This window comes from Brucella pseudogrignonensis (assembly GCF_031454375.1).
GTDB classification, from domain to species: Bacteria; Pseudomonadota; Alphaproteobacteria; order Rhizobiales; family Rhizobiaceae; genus Brucella; species Brucella pseudogrignonensis_A.
The window spans coordinates 16019-39655 of the sequence record NZ_JAVDQT010000009.1 but is presented as its reverse complement, the minus strand read 5'-3'; the positions used below and the strand labels follow the sequence as shown (position 1 = coordinate 39655).

The following is a 23637-nucleotide window of genomic DNA, read 5'->3' as shown; positions in this document are numbered from 1 at the left end:
AATATTTCTGGCGTCCGGCCCTGAATGTCAGATTACTGAATGAGATTAAGGTCTCGCATCATCGCTTCGTAACGCGTTGCGGTTTGTTCGGCCTCGGCTGCAAACCCGGCACTGTCGAGAAAGAGCGGAATCTCATTGAAACGATCAAGATAGGCGGCCTTCCATTCCGGGCTTTTAGCAACGGCCTTCAGCACCCCTTCCCAATATTCAACAACCTTTGGATCGACGTCTCCCGGCATGATTATGCCGCGCAATTGAGTGTGCTCAATGTCATATCCAAGTTCTTTGAATGTTGGCACATCAGGCAATGAGGTCATGCGCTCTCCAGACGTGACCGCAATCGGACGCATGGTTCCGGCTTTAACCTGTTCCAGAATTTCGTTGGGATTACCGAACAACATGTCCAGATGTCCACCAAGGACAGCACTAAGAACCTCACCACCACCATCAAATGGAACAACGCGGATTTCCGTTCCCAATTGCTGATTGACCATTTTACTGAGCAATGCAGGATCGGACACAGCACCAACTGTACCAATGCGCAAACCGGTCGCTGACTTCAGATCATCCAGCTTTTCAATCGGGGACGACGTGCGAACCGCAAGAATATATGGCGAGCGGGCGACAGCTGCCAAAGGTGTAAAGCTCTTATAGTTGAATGCCATCCGACCGAGCAGCGGCGTCGTGAAATAGCTCACCCCAACACCGCCCAGCACATAGGGATCGCCCTGACGTGCATTAATATAATTGTAGCCAATTGCGCCTGATCCGCCTGTTCGGTTTTCAACCAGAACATTCACCGGCAGCAGCTTTTTTTCTTCAAGAACACGAACGAGTGTTCTGGCCAGAATGTCGCTGCCACCACCAACGCCGGCTGTCACAATGTAATTAATTGTCCTGTCAGGATAACTTTGTGCAACTGCTGATCCTATGAATGTTAAGGGCGCAAGGGTCAATGATGCAATTGCAGCGAGTAATTGCCGGCGCGCGGAACGAACTCTTTTCCTCATCATAATCCAACTCCTCCTTTGGATCGTGAAGCTATTTGGTACAATCGCAGTTTATCGCGACGCACACAGAGCAAACCCCTGAGGCCTATAAACCCACATGGATTTTGGAAGATACTTACGCCTCCTGCGAAAGCTGTTTTCCATTCACGTCGCTGAAGTTGACATTTTATGATTGGTACAACAAGTTCAATTTTTCTACCAATTATTCAGTTTTTCAAACCAATGTGAGGCATCGTGGAGCTGATTGGAAACATTAATCTCAAGCTGCTGCAAACATTTCTTTTGGTCGCTTCCGAGGGAAGTTTTCGCATAGCAGCGGAAAAACTTCATCGCTCACACTCCGCAGTGAGCATGCAGATTAAGCAGCTCGAACTTCAGTTGGGCGCACAGCTGTTTGAAAGAACCACGCGCAGTATTAAACTCACATTCGAAGGTGAAAAGTTACGCGAAAGCTCCAATAAAGCGCTTTACGAAATCCAGCTTGGGCTCCGTCAGGTTCGTGAATTTGTGGATTTTAAACGTGGCCGTCTTTCAGTGGCGAGTTCTTCCAACATCGCCTCTATTCACCTGCCACCAATTCTTACTGAGTTCATCCGTGATTACCCGGAAGTCACACTTTCAATTCGTGAACTGACGTCACGGGAACTGTTTGACGCCTTGCGACGCAAAGAGGTCGATTTTGCGATTGGGCCACAACTTGATGATGACGAGTTTTCCTATACGACGATTTTGCATGACCCTATACAAGCGCTCATACCCACACACATGATTTCCAAAAATCGGCGTCAGGTGTCATGGGAAGAAATTGTAAAGCTGCCTTTACTGCTCCCCAGTAACGATACTGCAATGCGAAGATTAGTCGATGATGTATTGGAAAAACTCGGACTGAGTGTCGAAACACGTTATCAGTTCATTCACGCTGAAACCATTATAGCCATGGCTGAGGCCGGTTTGGGAGCATCCGTACAGCCGGCCTCACGACTGAAAACAAGATCTGCAAAGTCTGCCCGTGTCCTGCAACTTAACGAACCAACGATCAGCCGTAAAATGGCGCTCATTAAAAGAAAAGGTCAGATTCTGTCTCCGACGGCGCAAAGTTTTGCGGATAAAATAATTGCGAAGATAGCGACTTGATATCTCTATCCACAACGGCAAATGGGGCAGAGAATCAAGGTTTAGGTCATTGAAGAAAAATGGGGAAGCGGCCATCACCGATGCCAACATAGCCCGTAATTTTTAGATTTTTGCCCGAAATCGAGCTTGCTTTTGATTTCCGGCTGCCCTCCATGAGGACGTTAATTGAATTTACTTTCAATAGGGCATATGTATTGAGTTGGATAAAACCAAACAAAAAACCGCTGCAGATTCAGGCGGAATTTACCAAAGCAATCATCGTAAAATCCTTCTTCTAATATTAGAGCTGCGCGCGGTTTGACTGTTTTGACATGTCGGAGAACACCCGACGGGTATTCAGAGGTGAACCTTTGCTGCACCTGTTCCATCTCCTGCCGAAGCATCTACCTTAACACGTAGTGCTATGAGCAATGCGGCAAGCAGCATCACCAGGCTGCCACCTATGAACACGCCAACAATGCCGCTTAAGCCGAACATGAGACCTCCGGTTGCAGCCCCGGCAGCGATGGCCCCTTGCACAGAGGCGACCACTATTCCACCGGCGCTTTCCGCCTGATCTGGAACTGAACGGGCAACCCAGGTCGACCAGGCGACGGGAACACCGCCAAACGTCAATCCCCAGAAAGCCACCAGTAGGGCCAGCCCAAGGCCCGAGGCAGGTAGGAAGACAAGAGCCAGGCCCGCGATGCCAACAAGCATTGGCATGAGCACAAGTGTGAGGTGCAAACTGCGCTCCATCAACCAGCCTCCCAAAAGAGTGCCAGCAAAATTCGCTATGCCAAAGCCCAGCAGCATCAAAGCAAGCGCATCCGGACCAACGCCAGCGGTGCTTTCGAGAAATGGCCTTATATACGTGAACAGCGCATAATGCCCGGTGTGCGCGAGAATGCAGCCCAGCATGCCAATCGCAATGCCCGGACGCATCACGACATCGAGCACTGTTCTGAGACGGGCCGTCGTTTTGCGCGGCGCAAGCCGCGGTAAAGTAAAAAGCTGAAACAACAATGTTGCGAGCCCAATAGCCGCTGCTGCATAAAAGGCGCTACGCCACCCGAACAACTCTCCCAGATAGCTGCCTAGCGGCACTGAAACGACTGTCCCCACGGCAATGCCGCTAAAGACGATGGAAAGTGCGCGCGGAAGCAGTACAGGAGGTACAAGCCGCATTGTGACAGCCGCGGCCATTGCCCAGAAACCACCAAGAGCAACGCCCAGAAAAACTCGCATAATCAACAGAATTGTTATGCTGGAGGAGACAGCCACCAGCAAGTTGGAAGCGATCATCAACGTGGAGAAGGCCAGGAGAATTATGCGCCGGTCGAACCCTCTTGTCAGAACCGGAACAAACAGACCTGAAAATAGCGCCACCACTGCGGTGACTGTAACAGCCTGCCCTGCCAAAGCCTCAGAAACACCAAGCTCGGCAGCCATAGGTGTCAGCAGGCTTGCCGGCAAATACTCTGCCGTCAGCAGACCGAATACGCCCATTGTCAGCGAAAACACTGCAAGCCACGAAGCAGATACGGGCTCGTCATGTATTACGCCATCAGGCTCTGTACTTAATGCAGAGCAGCAAGTGATATCAGTCATCCAGTTTCTTTCCGTTTTCAATCAATTGGAACCGGAACCTAGACATCAATCAACGGACGATCTATGACTAACTGACCTGATTATTTGATAGAAACTCCTGATATGGCTCTTCATAACTCCTTCGCGCTATCCTCCGACCTTGTAAGCGAGTTGCTGTCCGGGATGCGACTGCGCGGGGTTCAATATCGCCGCATACAGACGGGGCCGGAGTTCGGCATGAGTTTTGATGACAGACCCGGTCATGCCTATTTTCATTACCTTGCGGTAGGCACAGCACTGCTAAGAAGCGCAGATGGAAGTCTTCACAGGCTATCGGCAGGCAGCGCCGTTCTCATGCCTCAAGGCGGAGAGCACGCGTTGCTGTCCGATGATCATGTCCCGGTGCAACCTATCGACAGCTTTGCCACAGCCGCTCTTGGTGACGCGGTCTGTGGGGTGGACACCTGCCCGAGTACCAGCACGATACCCAGCGTCATTCTATTTTATGGCTGTATGGAGTTCGATCTGGGCGGAATGCAGGGGCTTGGTCCGCTGATGCCGCCCGTCATGCTGGCGGATGCTCATAATGACCGTTATCCGGGACTGGAACCCATTTTCACCAGTATGAAGAATGAAATCTGTTCAGGACGGATCGGATTTGCAGGCGTACTCGCGCGACTGGCCGAAGTCATGACCGCTCTGATCGTGCGAAGCTGGGTGGAATGCGGCTGTGAAAATGCCTCTGGTCTCGTGGCTGCCTTGCGTGATCCGCGTCTGGCGCGCGCTATTCTTGCACTACACCGAAACCCTGGCCATCATTGGTCGGTGGAAGAACTTGCGGCTGAATGCAACATTTCCCGGTCTGTTTTTGCCGGGCGCTTTCAATCAACCATTGGTATTCCGCCGCTTCGCTATGCTTCCGAACTTCGGATGCGGCTTGCCAGCCAATGGCTAAACCGGGACAGGCTGGCGATTGACACTGTGGCGCATAAACTTGGCTATACATCTCAAGCTGCTTTCAGCCGCGCATTCAAGCGTGTCACTGGCCGTCCACCGGGCGCGAGCCGGCAGTTTTGATAGCCAGTCAAGAATCGGTAGTTCTCTCAATCACCTTCCGTGACACCGGACTGGAGTTCAGCAAATTTCGTAGCCATCGTTGGATTACCACGCGTCAGTCGTTTGACCGTCAAATCCTCAGCCTTGTCATTTGCAAGCCGTAAGTTGTTTGCTGACTTATGAAGCGCTTCTTTGGTTTTCTCCAAATCTTTGATAGCTTCATCAATACGCTTGATTGCTTCTTCAAAACCGTCTGAGGCAAGACGCCAGTTTCTCCCGAACGCTGATTTGAAATCGTCAAGCTGGCTTTCGAAATTGGTAATGTCGACGTTTTGCGCTTTCACCAGAGCCAGTTCAGTTTTGTATTTCAATGAGTTCATTGCCGCATTTCGTAAAAGCGTAATGATCGGGATAAAAAATTGCGGGCGAACCACGTACATTTTCTGATAACGATGCGAGACGTCTACAATTCCGGTGTTGTAGAGTTCGCTCTCCGGTTCCAGAAGTGAGACCAATACGGCATACTCACAGCCCTTAGCGTTGCGATCCTTGTCCAGTTCTTTAAAAAAGTCCTCGTTCTTCTTCTTTGTAGCTGTCTCATCATTCTCATTCTTCATCTCGAACATGATCGAAACGATTTCAGACCCGCCATCATGTATATCGCGGAAGATAAAGTCCCCCTTGCTACCGTTGCGCGCGTCATTGTCTTTCTCAAAATAAGCGCGCGGAAAGGCCGTCGCTCGAATTCGGTCGAACTCGGTAGCACAGTGTTGTTCGAGCGTCTCACCGATCATCTTTGTCGACAGCTTCGCTTTCATATCTCTCAAGCGTTCAATAGCGTCATCGCGATCCCGGAGCTGTGTTTCGTACTTGTCCTTGAGAGCCGTTTCAGCCAGCTTCTTTTCGAGCTCTACCCGGGAAAGACCGTTCTTCAGCTCCTGGCGTTCTCTTTCAATCGCGCTGACCGCTTGTGTTACAGCGAGTTGCTGCGAAAGTTCTCCCGCCTCAAGTCTCGCCTTTAGGCTCTGGATTTCAGCGTCCTTAATTGAGCCAGCTTTTTGCAACTCTGAAATCAGCTTTGCCTCTGCGAGTTTAGACATCGCTTCCTGATCCCGCCTGGCGTTATCAAGATCGTTCACCAGCTTATCACGCTGCTTTTCAACGTCGCTCAAAGCCTCAGCAACCGCAAGCTTCCGCGCAACTTCGCCTGCTTCAAGCTTTGCGCGCAACTCCTGGATTTCAAAATCCTTTGCAGAAGTCGTCTTCTGTAATTCACTAGCAACCTTAGCCTGTGCCAGTTCCACTGCGTTCCGCTTGTCGTGCTCGGCCAATTCCAAACGCTCATGCAGTTGCTTCTCGAAATCCCCGTCTCTAACCTGCTTTAAAATATCAGCATAACCAGTTTCGTCGATCTTGAAGGCCTTGTTGCAGTGAGGACAAATGATTTCATGCATGATTATTTCTGTTAGCCTTGGTTTGCACTAAAGGGAGAGCAAGCGATCGAAGCGATTAATCGGTCCTCATGTGAAATATTCCGATCCAAGCGGTCAAGGCCAATTTCCAATCGCTTACTCAATCCGCAAAAGTCCAGATAGCCCGACTACCCGCCAATTGAGCGATACCATAATACCTGAACAGGTGTGCAATGATACGCGGCGTTAGTCAGGCGAAGTCCCCTTGCTGTTTTCGCATCATATGCATGACTTCAATACCGGAAAGCGTAATATCCTCTGCGACTTCGGACTTAAAGTGGAAGATAGAGCATGTGCGATGCTTAATTCCGTACTGATCATGCTGAGTGCGATTATTACGATACGTGCTGGAGCGCCTGCATTAATGGCGCTAATCTGTCTGAGCCGGTTCCACTTGCGTATAACCTAACGGCTCATTGAAATGGTCAAGCATTTTCGGACTGAAATACATAACTCAGCGATGCATGTGGACATCAAAGAGCTCCGATTCTATTTTGGAAACCGTTGCGCTTCCTCAAGAATATTTAAATCCATGTGGTTGCGCATGTAGCGCTCCGAAGCTTTTTGAAGCGGCTGATAATCCCAGGGATAGTAAGCACCATTGCGAAGCGCAGTGTAAACCACATGTCGGCGCGCCTGACTTGCCCGAACCTGCTGATCATAAAGTTCTAAATTCCAACGCTTTTCTGCCTGTGTTTTAAGACGTTTAAAAACGTCCTTATATTCAAACGCATCGGCGAGGTTCATCAGTTCATCCGGGTCTTCTACAAGATTAAACAGTTGCGGTGGATCAGCCTTGCACAGATTAAGTTTCCATCGCCCCTCTCTCACCGCGACCATAGGCGCGATAGTGCCTTCCGCAGCATATTCCATCGGCACCACGCCGCGCGATTTAGCGCCTGATGCGATATCGACCAATGACGCCCCATCGGTCCAAGGCATGATATCGCTGAGATTTATTCCAGCGAGGTCAGCAAGCGTCGGCAATACATCAAGCGTTGATACAGCTTCCTCAATCCGTCTCGGCTTAAGCTGCGGCGACGCGATCATCAAAGGCACACGTGCAGAGCCATCAAAGAAATTCATCTTGAACCATAGCCCGCGTTCACCGAGCATATCTCCGTGATCTGACGTAAACACAACAATTGTATTTTCAGCCATCCCGCATCGCTCAATGACGTCAAGAATGCTGCCAATTTTATCATCGACATAAGAAATATTAGCAAAATAGGCCTGACGAGCTGCCCTGATCTGTTCTTGTGTCAGGTCATAGTCTTCCGCCTTGCAAGCCCGTAGCAAACGTTCGCTGTGCGGATCAATTTCACTTGCGGGCAATGGTCCAATTTTTGGATCAAGCTCAGGAATGTCTGCATAAAGATCAAAGAACTTTTTTCTCGCCACGTACGGATCATGTGGATGCGTGAAACTCACAGTGAGGCACCATGGGCGTTCATCATGGCCGCGAGCCAGATCATAAAGTTTGGTCTCAGCCTGATAAGCGACTTCGTCGTCATATTCGAGTTGGTTTGTTATCTCAGCTGTTCCAGCGCCTGTGATGGAACCAAGATTATGATACCACCAGTCAATCCGCTCACCCGGCTTGCGATAATCCGGTGTCCAACCGAAATCGGCAGGATAAATATCTGTCGTTAAGCGCTGCTCAAAGCCATGCAATTGATCAGGTCCGACAAAATGCATTTTGCCTGACAAGGCTGTTTGATATCCAGCATTTCGCAAATGATGCGCATAGGTTGGTATTTCGGACGAGAACTCAGCCGCATTGTCATAAACGCCGGTGCGCGATGGCAATTGCCCCGACATAAACGAAGCGCGTGCCGGCGCGCATAACGGGCTCGCCGTGTAACAATTTGCAAAACGCGCAGATCGTTCGGCAAGCTTTCGCAAATGCGGAGCATGAAGGAACTCGGCCGGTCCATCAGGAAAGAATGTGCCATTCAACTGATCGACCATCAAGATGAGTATGTTCGGCTTTTTCATGGGAAGAACCATCAATGGAGATAAAGTACAAACGTAAACGACGGGCGCAATCAACGCCCGCCGAAACCAAGACTGTCGTGCGACTTATAATCCGAGCTTTGCCTTCACTGCGGCAGCGCCCGGCTCGCCCTTGAGCGTGGTTACACCATTAAGCCATTTATCGATCTGAGCCGGATTGGCTTTGAGCCATGCAGTTGCCGCAGCAGTGCCCTCAGTTCCCTCGTTAAGGATCTTGTCCATCAGCTCATTTTCAAGATCAACCGTGAACGTCAATTGCTTGAAGAATTTAGCAGCGTTTGCACAATCGTTTGCCCAACCCGTGCGTGAAAGCGTGTAGACTTCAGCGCCACCGTAATTCGCACCAAAATAATCGTCACCACCCGCCAAATATTCGATGTTGAGTTTGGTGTTCATCGGGTGTGGCGCCCATGCGAGAAAGACAACCCATTGCTTATCGCGGTTCTTGCGGTCCACTTGAGCAAGCATTGCCTGCTCGCTTGATTCCACAAGGTTCCAGCCGTCCAGCTTGAACTTTTTATCTTCAATAATTTTCTGAATGTTTTGGTTCGCGGGCGCACCGGGTTCGATGCCATAGATCTCTTTGCTAAATTTATCAGCATGCGCTGCAAGATCAGCGAAATCTTTCACACCCTCTTTAGCCACGTAGTCAGGAACAGCCAATGTGAACTTTGCGCCTTCAAGGTTCTTTACCAAAACCTCAGCAGCATTTGCTTTATCGAGATCATCCCGGAATTTCTGCTGCGCGGGCATCCAGTTGCCAAGAAAAACATCCAGATTACCGGTTTTGAGTGCCTCATATCCGATAGGAACTGACATTGTCTTCACGTCAGGCTTATAGCCAAGACCGTCAAGAAGCACGCTGGCGATTGAATTTGTTGATGTAATATCCGTCCAACCCGGATCAGACAGACGAATTGTTTCACACGCCGCAGCATCAGCCGCAGAGGCTGCATTCGACAAACCTGCAAAGCTCGCAAGTGCAATTGCTGTCATTGTAAGGTAGCGCATATCTGTCCCCTATCTGTATTTAGCGAAATGATTTTCAATCAAAATTCGTTATGTCTTGCATTCCTTGTTTAAGAAAAACATCTTTAGGGATAAGGGAAAAGACACTGATTTTTTATCATAGTCATAAAGGTTATTTATGGTTTCTCCATCCTGGGATATGGGCAGTCTCGGCGTTTTTGAAGCTGTTGGACGATTAGAAAATCTAACTCTCGCAGCGCGTGAGTTAGGCATGACACAACCTGCTGTCAGTTATCAAATAAAACGCATGGAAGATCGATTGGGCGTATCGCTGTTCGCACGACGAGCCCGAGGCGTCGAAATTCTCCCGGAGGGACGCATACTTTATGATGCTGTGCGTCGCGGCCTTGACGGTATTGAAGATGCGATTCAACAAATTAAACGCAGACAGCGGACTCCCGGCCTGCGCATTGCAACAGATTACGGCTTCGCTGCATTCTGGCTGATGCCGCGTGTAGCGAAATTCCGCCCCAGACATCCTGATGTTGACGTTCGTATCACCGCATCTTCTATGATCAAGCCGCTGGATTATCGCGAAGCCGATGTTGCAATCTTGTTTGGAGCAAAGGACGACGTCCCAAAAGACTCTATTGCATTCATCGGAGAAGCTGTTGTCCCTGTCTGCTCTCCTGCATTTTTAGAGGAACATGGCCCTTTCCCGAATGCGGCGGGTATCAAATCATCGGCACTTTTGCACCTGGATACATTGCAAGGCGATCGCTGGTACACGTGGCCAACATGGCTTGAGGCTATCAACGAAAAGATTGATGAGGGAAATTACGGGTTGATTTTCAACACTTATAACCTCGTTTTGGAAGCAGCTATGGCCGATCAGGGGATCGCGCTTGGCTGGGTGGGACTTATCGATAATGCAATAGCGCGCGGGAAGTTGGTCCACGCCTGCGATGTGACACTGACAAGCGCAAAAGGCTATTGGCTGGTTTTTAGTCCAGACATTTCAAACGATGCCCGCGCCTTATGCATGCAGCTACTCGACATCACAGCGTAATGTTTGGATGAAACAATGGAGTATGAACCTCTTGCCCCTATTACTGGATCGAGTGCTGATTGCAAATCAAGAAACTGCCCCGCGCAGAATATTGCCTTCCGTTTTCCAGAGTGTCAGTCGAGATTGTTGGTTCCGATTCCAAACAATCAACGCAAGGTGCCAAATGGGTTGGAAAGAGATGAACAGCAACAAATGTGCCTGGAGATGACATTGCCGAAAGCGAGATGTCATTGAGGCAAGCTCTCCAAAACACTCGCTAACTCATTTTTTTCGTATGATTGCATTCAAAAGCAAGACTATTATGGGCTGACGGCCAATTCAGCTCAGCAAGGGTAGAGCGAACTGTTATGATGCCTAGGAGAGAATCTGCGTCACAGATCGGGTCGCTGAAATCATCATCGGTACAAACTGGCGCGTGAGGGTATTTTCATCATATCGTAGATTAGACGCAGCAAGCACCACGGAAGCGGTCGTGTGACCATCTGGCAAATGGATTGGTGCGGCCAAGGCAATATCGTTGGCATAAACCTGCTCTACAGCAATAGCAAACCCCCGCTGGCGGGTCTCATAAATACGCTGCCATATCCGCTCAGGCTCGAAGATCGTTTTGGGCGTGTAAGCACGCAAGTCACTTCGCGCCAGAATATCGTTAATTTGGTCGTCTTGTAATCCGGCTAGGAAAACCAGCCCTGCCGCAGAACAATAAGCCGGAAGCTTACTACCAACGATCACATCGTTGTCGAGCGTATTGGTGGACAAATAGCGAGCAAGATAAATAATATCGGTGTCATCACGCAATGTAAGGGAGATTGTCTCTCCAGTGCTGCGATTGAGATGCATCAAATAAGGATGAGCGCGCTGCACAAGCTGACTGGAACGCGTATAGCGGTAACCCATATTCAACGACTTGGCTGAAAGCTCATACGTCTTCGCATTTGGTACTTTTTGAAGATAGCCAAGATACAGTAACGTATGCGCAAAGCGCTGCGCAGCAGAACGGTCGATCCCTGCGCGCTGAGCAAGCTGTGTGAGCGTTTGACGAGAATGAACTGCATCAAAGGTTTCGAGTACGCGAAACGCCTTTTCCACGGCCCGAACCAACATTGGATCGTCGTGTTCTTCGTCGTGATACGCCATTTCAAGCCATCCCTCCGCCTTGTATCAAAGCATCCCCGATATCATGCATCTAAGCAATAATGCTCACTTGATATGGATTAGTTACAGAATTTTCTATTGTTCTATAGGTATATATCTGAGGTGGAATGCTCGCTTAATTGCAAAAGGTGCCGTAACCGGCACCTTTCTTGTTGAATATCCGAAATCAGAAACGAACGCCTTCAGATAGCGCGGATGTATCCATTCCCGCATCCTTGAAGCCTTCAATCAGCAATGGAACGATTGCCTGACTTGCACGGTTTGCCGTCGGGACGCCGGATCGCCGCCACATGTCATCGGCCGAATGAAAGGCTTCCTCACCGCGGGCCAGAACGATCCGGGCCGTGTCATTTTCAGAGAGCCCTTTCACCAGACGCATTCCGAGCCGGACGGCAAGGCGCCCTTCCCGACTGGCCGGCTCCATCGTGCAATCCCAGCGCGAGGCGTTGACACAGACCGGCCGGATCTCGACGCCATTCTTCTTGGCGTCCTGGACGATCTGAGCGACACTGTAAAAGCCCATCGGCTGGCTGTTGATCAACGCTGCGCAGAAGATATCCGGGTGGTGGCACTTGATCCAGCAGGAGGCATAGGCGATCAGCGCAAAGCTTGCGGCATGGCTCTCCGGAAACCCATAGGAACCAAAACCCTCGAGCTGGCCAAATGTCTGCTCAGCAAATTCCCGGGCGTAACCGTTCTTCAGCATTCCCGCGATCAGCTTGTCCTTGAACTTACTGACGCCACCGGTGAACTTGAAAGTCGCCATGGATTTGCGCAGCTGGTCGGCCTCTCCAGCTGTGAAGCCAGCACAAACCATCGCAACCCGCATCGCACTTTCTTGAAACAGCGGCACACCCAAAGTCTTTGAAAGAACTGCTTCGAGTTCAGGCGTCGGATAATAAGGCTCCTCCTTGCCCTCGCGTCGGCGCAGATACGGATGCACCATGTCACCCTGGATCGGGCCGGGGCGAACGATCGCAACCTGAATGACGAGATCATAGAAGGTTCGGGGTTTCAGCCGCGGGAGCATTGCCATCTGAGCCCGGCTTTCGATCTGGAATGTGCCGAGCGTCTCGGCCTTGCGGATCATCGCATAGGTCATTGGATCCTCCTGCTCGACATCGGCGAGGCCCATGGGCAGGTTCTTGTACTCAGCCAGAAGAACAAAGGCGCGGGCGATGCAGGACAGCATACCAAGGCCGAGCACGTCCATTTTCATGAACTTGAGAACTTCAATATCGTCCTTGTCCCATTCCACCACCTGCCGATCGTCCATCGCGGCCGGCTCGATAGGCACGAGATCGTCCAGCCGGTCCTGGGTCAGGACAAAGCCGCCCGGATGCTGGCCAAGATGGCGGGGCGTGCCGATCAGCTGGGCGGAGAGTTCGAGCGCCAGGCGCAAGCGATAATCTGTGGCGTTGAGGTTGTTGTCCTTCAGTTGCTTTTCACCGATCGCTTCGCGGCTGAAGCCCCAGACACCGGAGAGAAGCTGGCTGATCAGGTCCTCCGGCAGACCGAGGGCCTTGCCGACATCTTTCATAGCTCCCTTGGTCTGGTAGCGCAGGACGGTACAGCAGAGCGCCGATCGCGACCGGCCATAGGTCTCATAGATCCACTGGATGACTTCTTCGCGCCTGTTGTGTTCGAAATCGACATCAATGTCCGGCGGCTCGTCGCGTTCCCGGCTGACAAAGCGCTCGAAGAGAAGGTCCGAGGTCTCCGGATTGATCGAGGTGATGCCGAGACAATAGCAGACGGCGGAATTGGCCGCCGAACCGCGCCCCTGGCAAAGAATATCCTTCGAGCGGGCGAAGCGGACGATCGAATAAACCGTGAGGAAATAGGGCGCGTATCGCATCTCGCGAATGAGCTCAAGCTCATGCAGGATCGCCTTGCGCACCTCGTCGGGAATGCCTTCGGGATAGCGGTCGGCAGCCCCTTCCCATGTGAACTTCGTCAGCGACTGCTGTGCATCGAGGCCGGGTACGATCGCCTCTTCCGGATACTGATATTGCAGCTGGGACATGTCGAAACAGCAGCGCTCGACAATTTCGCGCGAGCGCGCGAGCGCCTCCGGATAGTCGGAAAAGAGCCGGTGCATTTCCTCCGGCGCTTTGAGGAACCGGTCGGCATGGCGTTCCCGGTCGAACCCGACATCGTCGATCGTTGTATGATTGCGAATGCAGGTAACAATGTCCTGCATCTGCCGGCGGCCCGGTTCATGGAAGAGCACGTCATTGGTGACGACGGTCTTCACCTTGTGGCGCGCGGCGCGGTTCGAGAGATTGTGAAGGCGCAGCCGATCATTCGGACGCCGGCGCAGGCACAGGCTGACATAAGCGCGATCGCCGAAGACCGCCGCGATCTTGCGCAGCTGCCCCGCATAGGTGTCGTCAGCCTCATCCGGCACGAGAACAGCGATCAGCCCTTCGCTATAGGCTTCGACATCGGTCAGATCGAGAATGCAGCGGCCCTTTCCGCCCCTGCCCTTACCGAGCGAGAGAAGCCGGGTCAGGCGCGAATAGGCCGGGCGATCCATCGGATAAACGAGGAGCGACATGCCGTCGGTCAGATCAAGCCGGCAGCCGACGACAAGCCGGATCCCGGTCGCCCGCGCCGCCTCCCAGGCGCGTACGATACCGGCCAAGCTATTGCGATCGACGATCCCAAGCGCTTCGATACCGAGTGCAGCCGCGGTCTCGAACAGTTCCGGCGCGGAGCTTGCGCCGCGCAGAAAGGAGAAGTGGCTGGTTACTTGAAGTTCGGCATATCTCATCCGAAAACTCCATGCAGGAACCACCGATGCGCCCCGGTCTCCATGTGGACGCCATCTCCGGTGCGAAACACCCAGTAGCGTTCACCCAGCTCGTCCTCGACGACAAAGTAGTCCCGGACCGCCTGCTTCTCGGTCGGCCGGATCCACCATTCGCCAAAAATGCGCTCCGGCCCGTCGGCGCGCCTCACCCGTCTGCGCTTGCCGCGCCAGGTGAAGACGGCCGGGGGATGGTCGGGCAGCACGTTCATCACCTCAATCGGATCGGGAAAGGCCAGCAGCCGCGTGGGCCGTGGCCATTTGGCCGCCCAGTCGGCGCCAGTCTCGGCTGCCGTCGGCGCGATACGCGCGATGGACCGCTCCGGCACATCCGAGGCGACCGGCGTCACCCTATAGAGGCGCTGGCCGCGATTGCCGAGGATATCGACGAGCGGGGTGACATCGATGACCTCTTCGTCGATCAGCGAGGAGGTGACCTGCTTTTCTTCGAGCGGCTCGGCCATGATTGCGACCAGCACCATCCGCTCGATCCCGAAGCCCGGATCGATCGCCTCGATCCGATCGCAGATCAGCTTCGACAGACGGGCCGGATCGCGCACCGGCCTGGCGAGACCGGCGCGGATCGACTGGCGGGTATTGTCGACGCGGTGGATGATGAGATCCGAGCGCCGGACCCCGAGGCCGCGGGCTTCGAGCTTTTCCATCAGCTGGGTGACGAGCCGACGGACATATTTGGCGATCGTCTCCGTCGCGCCGATCGGCTCCTGGAAGTTCCGCGCGACCTCGACAATGTCCGGGGTGCGCAAGGGCTCGATCGGCTCGGCAAGCCGGCCGAACATCTGGTCGAGCCGCCGGCCGACTTCGGGGCCAAAGCGCAGGGTGAGCGGCGCGCGCGGCATTGCCGACAGATCGCCGATGGTCTCGACACCGAGAACGCACAAGGCCTGGATCGTGTCGGCAGGGAGCCGCAGGCAATGGATCGGCAGGCCGGTCACTGCTCCCGCGATCTCGCCAATCGGAATGATACTGGTTTCGGCCCGTCGCATGCGGGCAATGGCGTGCGCGGCACCCCAGGTGTCGGCGACGGCCGCACGCGCGGTCAGGCCCTTAGCCCGTAGCGAATTGACGAAGCTGGTGATGAGCGGCAATTCCCCGCCGCGCAAATGATCGGCACCTTCGGTGTCGAGGATCAGCCCGTCGGTGCCATCGACGGCAACGACAGGGCTATATTGGCGAAGTGCCCAGAGCGCCAGGCGTTCCAGTGCCGCGGCGTCCGCAGCCAAATCCGCGTCGATCATCACGAGGTTGGAGACAAGCGCCTGCGCCTTGCTGGCGGGCATGCCGACGCGCAGGCCAAGTTTGAGGGCCTGCGGCTCGACGGCCGAAAGCCAACGCCTGGCGCCGGATTTGGCGACAACGACAAGTGGCTGGTCAGCCGGCGCGCTGTCCCCACCGGTGCGCCGGATGCGATCCGTCGGCAGATAGGGAAAGAAGACAGATACGGCCCTGGGCATCACAGGCTCCTAATTCGAACTCGGCACACTCGCCCGCTTTGACGCGCATCAGCTCGGCCAGCCAGCGCGCGCGTCCGACGCCAGCGACGGGTAAGGGGTCGGACGGCAGGACGCTGACCCGCCACCTGGTCGTCAATGCCGTCGGCTGGCCGTAATCGGAGGCTTCGGTCTGCCGGCGCCAGCGGCGGAGCGCCAGCCCCAACGTACCGGTCTTCTCGGCGGCGAGTTGCAGGCGCCGTGAGGCCGTCATCGGCAACCGGACCAGTTCGCCAACGACAGCGCCGAGCCCGCCAAAGGCGAGCCCCTCCTCCATCGAAGCCAGGACATCCTCCTCCTTATCGGCCTCGCAGAAGATCACGCGATCGGGATGCAGGCCTGCCTGCGAAATCGCCGGGAAAAACAGATCCGGTCGCGTCAGGCACCAGAGAACCTTGCCTTTCGAGCGCGCCGCGACGCCAGCGACGAACAAGGCGGCGGCTGCGCCATCGACGGTCCCCGCCCCTCCTCCGGCAACCTCATGCAACGCACCGAAAGCAAGCCCTCCGCCGGGGAGGTGCCTGTCGATCTCGGCTACGCCGAATGGCAAGACCTCGGCCTTACGGTTCGCCGATCCCTCAAGGTGAGCAATCCTGTTTCTCAAGTCCTCGATCATGCGAGGATTATGGGCGCGTGACATCGTTCACGGACCTCCTCAGGCTCGCGTTTTGAGTTTTCATGTCCAGAGGGACGAATTTGTTCTCTTTTTGTTCTTAAAACCAGAAAGAGTCAAGCGGGCGGATTCTACCGTCCGTGGTCGTGAACTGGCTGCTTAAACACGATTCACAAAAAGAATCATGGATATAGCCTTGTCACTCATGGAACGGGGAAGTAAAATTTTCCTATTCAGATTTTCCTTAGATTGAAAAAGACCGGGGCCACCGGATTCCAAAGTGTCAGAAAATTGTATATATTTCTGACAGGAGAATTGCCATGCAAAGACTGACAACGCAGATCATGGGTCACGCCGGGCAGTTGCCGAGGGAACGGCGCTTTCGGCAAAGGTCTTCCTGCATTTGGGAAACCGTGCCGCGGTAGACCAGGCATTGTCACGTCTGCATAAACGCGGCGAGCTCGTACAGGCAGGTCGTGGGGTCTATCTGAAGGCGATCAAAAGCCGCTTCGGAATCCGGCCGCCGACGGTAGAGCAGGCCGTAGAAGCGGTTGCGCACCAGCGCGGTGAGGTGATCGTTTCAAATGGTGCTGCCGCTACAAACTCGCTGGGGCTGTCCACTCAGGTACCGGTCCGGTCCATCTATTTCACATCCGGCCGCAGCCGTACCATGACGGTCGGTAGCCATACTGTCGAGCTAAAGCACGTGCCGCGCTGGCAGCTCGCCCTGAGGAACAAACCGGCCGGCCTGGCAGTCCGCGCGCTGGCGTGGCTTGGTCCTCAAAAGGCAGAAGAGGCACTTCTGAGCATCAAGCGGTAGCTTTCCGCCGAGGCGTTCACCTAACTCGTCGCGCCCCCCAGTTTCCCGGCTGGCTTGCCCGCAGCGTAGGAAAGGCCGCCCATGGCTGAACAGTTTTTGCAGCTCTCTTGAGAAGATCGGAGAGATGTTCTTGCGATCGCCGCTGAGAAGGCCGGGCGGCCAATCCATCTTCTGGAAAAGGACGCATGGGTCGTCTGGGCTCTGGCGACCCTCTATGGGACGGCGCCCTGCGATCACCTCGTTTTCAAAAGTGGCACGTCCGTCTCCAAAGCTTACAAGGCCATCCGCAGTTTTTCGCAGGATGTCGACCTGACCTACGATATTCGTGAGCTCGCTCATGATCTCGGGGGCGAGAATGACGAGGCGTTGCCGAAAACCAGAAGCGAGGAAACGTTTGCCCATCTGGCTATATGAGACTGTTAGCCCACTCATAGTCGATGCGATCAACGCACAGGCGCTTCCAGCGACAGTAAAAATCGACTCCGACTAATCATTCGTCGACTACGAAGCCGTTGGTGGAGGCTCAGGCCATGTCACTCCGAGTGTGATGTTAGAGTTTGGGGCACGATCGACGGGAGAGCCAGCAAGTGTTCGCGACCTTTCGTGTGACGCCGCAGGCCTTGTGTCCGATTCCGATTGTGGATTCCATCGGGAAGAGCCTGTAATATTAAGTTGACTATTGTAATCATATATAAGACTAAGAGATAATTGAGCAGCATGAAGCTGCCAATTCGGTGGGCGACACTCCAGGCTCGGCCGCTTGATCGGCATCACCTATATTCCGAATGAGTTCTATTGATGTGGAATCTGCAACGCCTTTTCCAGAGTCATGCGCGAGAGCTTAATCGCTTTTTTCGGCGCAGAGGACACAATGCGGAAACCGCGGCCGATCTCACACAAGATACATTTATACGTTTGATGTCTGCCACGCCGTCGGCCAAAGAGCATAATTCTCGCGCATATCTGCATCAGGTTGCACGCAATCTCTCAATCGACCTTTATCGACGCGAGCGCATCGTTGAATTTGTCAACATGCCGGATGAGGAATGGCGGCGGCTGGCGGATAGCACACCGACACCGGAAACGATTGTTTATGATCGGCAGCGACTTGCTATTATTGAAAAGGCATTACTTGAATTGCCTGAACAGACGCGCCGCGCCTTTGAATTACACCGCCTCCACGAAAAAACCATAACCGAGGTCGCTGGCGAACTCAGCCTGTCAGTATCCCGGACATGGACCTTGATCAAACGCGGATATGTGCATTTGCGTTCTCGCTTGAACGAAGACATTCCTTCTTAAAACGATAGGATTCCTGATTTGCATCAGACGAAATGCTCTGGCTCTTTATTTATACGCACATCTTTTTCCGTAAATCGGTTTCCGTTATTCGGGATGCGCTCTGGGAGAAAATTTCTCCCTCCTAATCGTTATAGCTTGTACGAGTTGATTATCTAAAGCCGTTCAGCAAGCGAACTCGCTGGACAAAAGGACTAATGCTGCATGGATGAGAAAACTTCGCAGGACGAAAGGCTTTTCGAGGAAGCTCTCGATATTGTCATGCGCATTCAGGAAGACCCTGAAAACCCTGTTACGCTTGAGCTCGTCAGCCGATGGCGCGCACGCAGCGCTGATCACGAAGTCGCCTGGCGTGAAGCCATGGAAATTTACGGCATGACAGGCAAGGTCATGCGTGACCAGCGTCGCGCCACATCGTCAAAAATATCACGACGCTCTTTGCTAACAGGCAGCGCAGCAGGCCTTGCCGTTATTGCGGCCGGTGCATTGTTTGGACCGCAGCTGATCTTGCAAGCACAGGCTGATTTCATGACGACGTCAGCTCAGCTAAAGGACGTATCTCTTTCTGACGGCAGCCAGGTAACGCTTGGCCCAGATACGGCAATCCGTTTGCGGTTCGGCGAAAGCGAACGCCGGATAGAACTTCTTGCGGGAATGGCATTCTTCGATGTGAAGTCAGACCCTGCGCGTCCGTTTATTGTGCAGACGGGTGATCTTACAGCGACGGCTGTTGGGACGGCTTTTGATGTAAGCAATGACGCGGGTTATCTCACCGTGTCGGTTGATCATGGACTTGTTGCTATCAGGCCAACAGGCGCAAATGATGCGCTGACACCGCTCGGGCAAGGCGATTGGCTATCGTTTAATGAACAAACGCATAATTTTGAACGGGGCAACCGAGATGCCTCGCAAATCGCGGCATGGCGTCAGGGTTTACTCGTTGCTGAACGTGATACAATCGCCTCTGTAGTCGCACGTATTGCACGCTGGCAATCCGGCAGGGTCCTATTGGCACAGTCTGGATTTGGGGCACAGCGCATCAGTGGTGTATTCGATCTGAACAATCCTGCCGCCGCTCTGGAAGCCGTTGTTGAACCTTATGGTGGCCGCGTGCGACAGGTCTCGCCATGGCTCACAATCGTTTCTTCAATTTAATGAATTTATTTTTTGTGGGGAGAAAAATTTGAAACCCTGTTCGTTTTAAACATCAGGGTCGGAAGTTAGCCGCTGCCATACATCCGCCTTTTCACTACTGCGTCAGCCAAAATCGATCCCGGTTTAGGAGAGCACGACGCGTAGATTCGAGGGATTAGAGCGTATTTGATGCGTCCACGAAGGCGCACGGCGTTCTGGGTATTGGAGTGATTGAGCAATGGGGCTTCGGGTTGATAAAAGTGCTGCGCGACGTTTCGGAACACGGGTTCTGACGGCTGCATTGATGGGATCTGTGTGTGTTTACGCATTATCCCTTTCCATATCTGTTCAGGCTGAAGCGCAGACTTCACAGCAGATTTCATTCAACATACCCGCTGGATCACTCGCCGCGTCGCTTGCCAATTTTGGCCGACAGGTGGGCATGCAGGTCACATATCAGCCGCAGATTGCAGCTTCAAAACAGGCACCGGCGGTTTCCGGCACGATGTCGCGTCAGGACGCCCTTTCACGCCTCCTGTCTGGTTCCGGTATCTCTTATCGTTTCACCGGAACAAATACCGTTGCTTTGGGCGATCAATCTGCAGCGGCGCAAGCTCCATTATCAGCTGATGGTACAACACTTCTCGATACGATTACTGTTTCTGGTGGTGCGGGTTTCACGCCAGCAGACACCCCTTATTATACCGCAGCCCCAACCAATTATATTTCCGCTCAAACCATCGAACGTTTTCGTGGCTCAAGCCCGGCAGATATTTTCCGTGGCACACCGGGTGTGATGTCTGGCGAAGCGCGTAACGGTGCGGGTTCGATTGACGTTAATATTCGCGGTATGCAGGGCATGGGGCGTGTTGCGACCACCATCGATGGTGCTGAAAACAGTGTCACCGTCTATCAAGGTTATCAGGGCCTATCCAACCGCACCTATATCGATCCTGACCTGATCGCAGGCGTCGACATCAATAAGGGATCGGACGCATCATCACGCGGCATTGCTGGCAGTGTCGCGATCCGTACGCTTGATGCCGATGACATTGTAAAAGAAGGCGACGGTTGGGGTATGCGCGTCAAAGGCGAGTTTGGCGGCAACTCCTCCACGCCTCAGGCAGGTGCAACAGGCGGGTATAAGTGGCCAAATTCAACTTCAGCTGCACCTGTTGCGATTGGATCGCCCGACGGGATGGATAGACCTTCCTTCCTGAAGCCAACCAATGGCTCAGCAAGCATTATCGCGGCAATCAAAGAAGAAAATTATGATTTCTTTGCCGGCTATGCTTATCGAAAGCGCGGCAATTATCATGCTGGTAAGAATGGCCCGGCGGCAGATCCAGTGGATACCGGTCCAAGGTCAGTTTGTAATTCTAACGGATCTTTTTGCCAGAACTGGCCCAATTTCCTCGAAAACGGTGGACTCACAAACTATCGTGCTGGCGAAGAAGTTCTCAACACACAGCTTGAAACCAAATCATTCCTGACCAAGACGACATTGCGTTTTGATGGCGGTCATACGCTCAAGCTTGGATACACAGGTTTTCGTGGCGAGGCAGGCGATCTGCTGGCATCCCGCTTTACCAGTGATAAAACACAACCGACACAGCAGGCAGTTACCTCTGGCTCTACGCTTGATACTGGCACGTTACGTTACAGCTGGAATCCAGATGACAATGACCTGATTGATCTGCGCTCCAATCTCTGGATCACGAAGCTACAATTGCGCAATCCGCGCCGCGGCAGCACATATCCAACGTCAGAGTCTGTCGGCCTGCCGAAAAACTTCCGTACCGGCTCAGATACAGTCATGTGGGGTTGGGATGTCACCAACACATCCAAATTTTCACTCGGAGACTATGGTGACCTCGATCTGAATTACGGCATTTCTTATCTCAACGAAGATACGCGCCCGAGCAAGCACACCAATGAGCTTGAGGGCTGGCTCAACCTGCGCGATGCCGACCGCGATGAACTTGATCTGTTCACTAAGGCAGCCTACAAGCCGGTTGACTGGCTGACACTGAATACAGGCTTGCGCTATTCGCATTACTGGTCGAACGATCGCCGCACAGAAGCCAACAGTGCAGAACAGCTCAACCCGGAACCAAAACGTGATTCCGGAGGCCTAAGCCCTTCGGTTGGCGTAACTGTCGAGCCGTTTGACGGAAGCCAACTCTATGTGAACTACTCAAACGCGCTGCGCTATCCAAGCATGTTTGAGTCAGTTTCAGCCTTTACGGTTATTCCAAATGCTATGCTTGAACCTGAGCGTTCCAGCAATTGGGAGGTTGGCGCCAACTTCACAAAGGAAGGTCTGCTTGGAGATGATGACCGTGGCATGGTCAAGTTAAGCTACTTCAACTGGGACGTTAAAAATTACATCGCGCGTGCTTATCGAGAGTTTTACAACTCCGCAGGCGAGTTTTCGTTCACAGGTATGCAGGTCTATAATATTGACCGCGCACGTTTCTCTGGCCTTGAGTTTTCCAGCCGCTATGAAGCTGGTGGATTTACCGCTGACTTGTCAGCTAATTACTATCTTGGCGTAGAATTCTGCCGTACGTCAGATACGTGCGGAGAGAAATCGCTTTATGGCGATTATGCCACCAATCAGGTGCCGCCTGAATACAGTGTCGATCTGACCCTGTCTCAGAAAATGATGGAAGACCGGCTGACATTGGGCGGTCGTGTCTCCTACATTGGTCCGCGTGCAATTGGTCACGGTGACGTGACGGCAGTGGGTGCGAGCCAGTTTATCGCGCAGACGAAATGGGATCCGTACACGCTGGTCGATGTGTTTGCGGAATATAAGGTCAATGACAGCCTCACCGCTACATTCCGTGTCGAAAACCTGACCGATCAATATTATGTCGACCCGCTTGGCCTGGTAAACCAGCCTGGTCCGGGACGCACATTCTATGCAGGTCTGACCAGTAATTTTGGTGGCGACCAGCGCTTGCCACAGCTCTCGCCATTCTCCCGCTCGCAGGGCGGAGCAAATGCAATCAACTGGACCGGCTTTTATGGCGGCGTTCACACTGGGATGAATTCAGGCAGCACGTCGTCAACAACGACAGCACTCGATGGAACGACTGATCCGATATCGAGCAGCGAATCCTTTGATCACGGCATCGGTAACTCCGCGATGTTTGGTGTTCAGGCTGGCTATAACTATCAGTTTAAAAATCGCGTCGTTGTCGGCGTGGAAGCTGACGTCAGCAAAATTCGCATGAAAGGGTCAAACCTCAGCTATATGGAACCAGAGTGGATTGGCCCTCGCAACGATATTGCGGGTATTCAATCCAACACGAATTATGAAGTTGATTGGAAGGGCTCTATCCGCGGGCGTCTGGGCTACGCGTTCGATAATCGCTGGATGGTTTACGGCACGGCGGGCGTCGCCTTCGCACATCAAAAAATGTCACGCGACCAGTATCGCTTTGATGAAGTTTCTTATTCTGAGAATACACTGTTTTTCATAGAAAAAGATTCTGGTGTACGCACGGGTCTGACCGTTGGTGGCGGCGCTGAATATGCAATCAACGATCGATGGTCAATTTCTGCCGATTACACTTACAGTCGCTTTGGTAATAAAAGCTTCAGTTTTGATAGTGCCCGGTCCGGCACGGGCTTAGATTACTATCAGCCTGTGCAAGTTGGTACGGAGATTATTCCGGTCGATCCATGGAACTGTGAAGTATTAGGCGGTGTTTTCTGTGAACCGATGGAACAACCAATTATGGAATACGTTCCTCAAACTGGTAGTTCAAATGTCGTGAATGGTCGCAAGTCATCCAACTCCCTGGACACACATACAGTTAAGTTAGGTCTTAACTTCCACTTCTAGTGCCTAAAATGTGCAACATTTTTTGCCGGGGCGTTTTTTCGCCTCGGCACTGCGAAAAATGGAGCGCTCAAACATCTCATTAAACAGAGAGTAATAGCCCTCGTTTGAGTTCGATCCATTTTTCGATTCCGCCGTAATCCAC

General features: G+C 53.0%; 14 protein-coding genes and 3 pseudogenes. 8 read left to right on the top strand and 9 right to left on the bottom strand.

The window, feature by feature from the left end; all coding sequences use genetic code 11:
* Positions 1–32: 32 nt before the first annotated feature.
* Positions 33–1013, bottom strand: coding sequence for a Bug family tripartite tricarboxylate transporter substrate binding protein (locus J2782_RS19375; protein WP_310015538.1), 981 nt, complete (start codon positions 1011–1013; stop codon positions 33–35).
* 231 nt (positions 1014–1244) lie between these two features.
* Here J2782_RS19375 and J2782_RS19370 point away from each other — a divergent pair, with 231 nt between their 5' ends.
* Positions 1245–2144 carry a LysR family transcriptional regulator gene (locus tag J2782_RS19370; protein WP_310015536.1) on the top strand — a complete coding sequence of 300 codons (900 nt, stop codon included), beginning with the start codon at positions 1245–1247 and terminating at the stop codon, positions 2142–2144.
* A gap of 336 nt (positions 2145–2480) precedes the next feature.
* Here J2782_RS19370 and J2782_RS19365 read toward each other — a convergent pair whose 3' ends face one another.
* Positions 2481–3734: an MFS transporter gene (locus tag J2782_RS19365; RefSeq protein WP_310015534.1), complete on the bottom strand. Its 1254-nt coding sequence runs from the start codon at positions 3732–3734 to the stop codon at positions 2481–2483.
* A 102-nt stretch (positions 3735–3836) separates the two neighbouring features.
* Between J2782_RS19365 and J2782_RS19360 the strand changes: the two genes are divergently transcribed.
* Entirely contained in the window at positions 3837–4790 is a 954-nt protein-coding gene (locus J2782_RS19360) for an AraC family transcriptional regulator (RefSeq protein WP_310015531.1), read from the top strand.
* A gap of 26 nt (positions 4791–4816) precedes the next feature.
* Here the strand turns inward: J2782_RS19360 and J2782_RS19355 are convergent, their stop codons facing one another.
* The 3 genes from J2782_RS19355 to choX all read right to left on the bottom strand — a co-directional run bounded on the left by J2782_RS19355 (position 4817) and on the right by choX (position 9268).
* Positions 4817–6223: a DUF2130 domain-containing protein gene (locus tag J2782_RS19355; RefSeq protein WP_310015529.1), complete on the bottom strand. Its 1407-nt coding sequence runs from the start codon at positions 6221–6223 to the stop codon at positions 4817–4819.
* A 507-nt stretch (positions 6224–6730) separates the two neighbouring features.
* Positions 6731–8239, bottom strand: a complete 1509-nt coding sequence (gene betC / locus J2782_RS19350; protein WP_310015528.1) for a choline-sulfatase — start codon at positions 8237–8239, stop codon at positions 6731–6733.
* A gap of 84 nt (positions 8240–8323) precedes the next feature.
* Positions 8324–9268, bottom strand: a complete 945-nt coding sequence (gene choX / locus J2782_RS19345) for a choline ABC transporter substrate-binding protein (protein ID WP_404989679.1) — start codon at positions 9266–9268, stop codon at positions 8324–8326.
* A 136-nt stretch (positions 9269–9404) separates the two neighbouring features.
* Here choX and J2782_RS19340 point away from each other — a divergent pair, with 136 nt between their 5' ends.
* The gene (locus J2782_RS19340; RefSeq protein WP_310015526.1) at positions 9405–10295 is read left to right on the top strand and encodes a LysR substrate-binding domain-containing protein; all 891 of its coding nucleotides are present in this window, start codon (positions 9405–9407) and stop codon (positions 10293–10295) included.
* A 354-nt stretch (positions 10296–10649) separates the two neighbouring features.
* On the opposite strand, the gene J2782_RS19335 is transcribed toward J2782_RS19340, so the two are convergent.
* The 4 genes and pseudogenes from J2782_RS19335 to J2782_RS19320 all read right to left on the bottom strand — a co-directional run bounded on the left by J2782_RS19335 (position 10650) and on the right by J2782_RS19320 (position 16413).
* On the bottom strand, positions 10650–11432 hold the full coding sequence (locus tag J2782_RS19335) for an IclR family transcriptional regulator (RefSeq protein WP_310015525.1): 783 nt from the start codon (positions 11430–11432) through the stop codon (positions 10650–10652).
* A gap of 277 nt (positions 11433–11709) precedes the next feature.
* Positions 11710–14226: pseudogene (locus J2782_RS19330) on the bottom strand (error-prone DNA polymerase); the annotation flags it as partial.
* Entirely contained in the window at positions 14223–15737 is a 1515-nt protein-coding gene (locus tag J2782_RS19325) for a Y-family DNA polymerase (RefSeq protein WP_310015523.1), read from the bottom strand. The pseudogene J2782_RS19330 and the gene J2782_RS19325, both read right to left, overlap by 4 nt.
* On the bottom strand, positions 15655–16413 hold the full coding sequence (locus J2782_RS19320) for an ImuA family protein (RefSeq protein WP_310015522.1): 759 nt from the start codon (positions 16411–16413) through the stop codon (positions 15655–15657). Before J2782_RS19320 ends, J2782_RS19325 begins: the two co-directional genes overlap by 83 nt.
* Before the next feature lie 293 nt (positions 16414–16706).
* Here J2782_RS19320 and J2782_RS19315 point away from each other — a divergent pair.
* The 5 genes and pseudogenes from J2782_RS19315 to J2782_RS19295 all read left to right on the top strand — a co-directional run bounded on the left by J2782_RS19315 (position 16707) and on the right by J2782_RS19295 (position 23495).
* Positions 16707–17295: pseudogene (locus J2782_RS19315) on the top strand (DUF6088 family protein).
* Between the two features lie 46 nt (positions 17296–17341).
* Positions 17342–17831 (top strand): annotated as a pseudogene (locus tag J2782_RS19310) (nucleotidyl transferase AbiEii/AbiGii toxin family protein); the annotation flags it as partial.
* A gap of 173 nt (positions 17832–18004) precedes the next feature.
* Positions 18005–18508, top strand: coding sequence for an RNA polymerase sigma factor (locus J2782_RS19305; protein WP_310015521.1), 504 nt, complete (start codon positions 18005–18007; stop codon positions 18506–18508).
* Positions 18509–18709: 201 nt separating this feature from the next.
* Positions 18710–19660, top strand: coding sequence for a FecR family protein (locus J2782_RS19300; RefSeq protein ID WP_310015520.1), 951 nt, complete (start codon positions 18710–18712; stop codon positions 19658–19660).
* Positions 19661–19877: 217 nt separating this feature from the next.
* Positions 19878–23495, top strand: coding sequence for a TonB-dependent receptor domain-containing protein (locus tag J2782_RS19295; RefSeq protein ID WP_310015519.1), 3618 nt, complete (start codon positions 19878–19880; stop codon positions 23493–23495).
* Positions 23496–23637 lie beyond the last annotated feature (142 nt).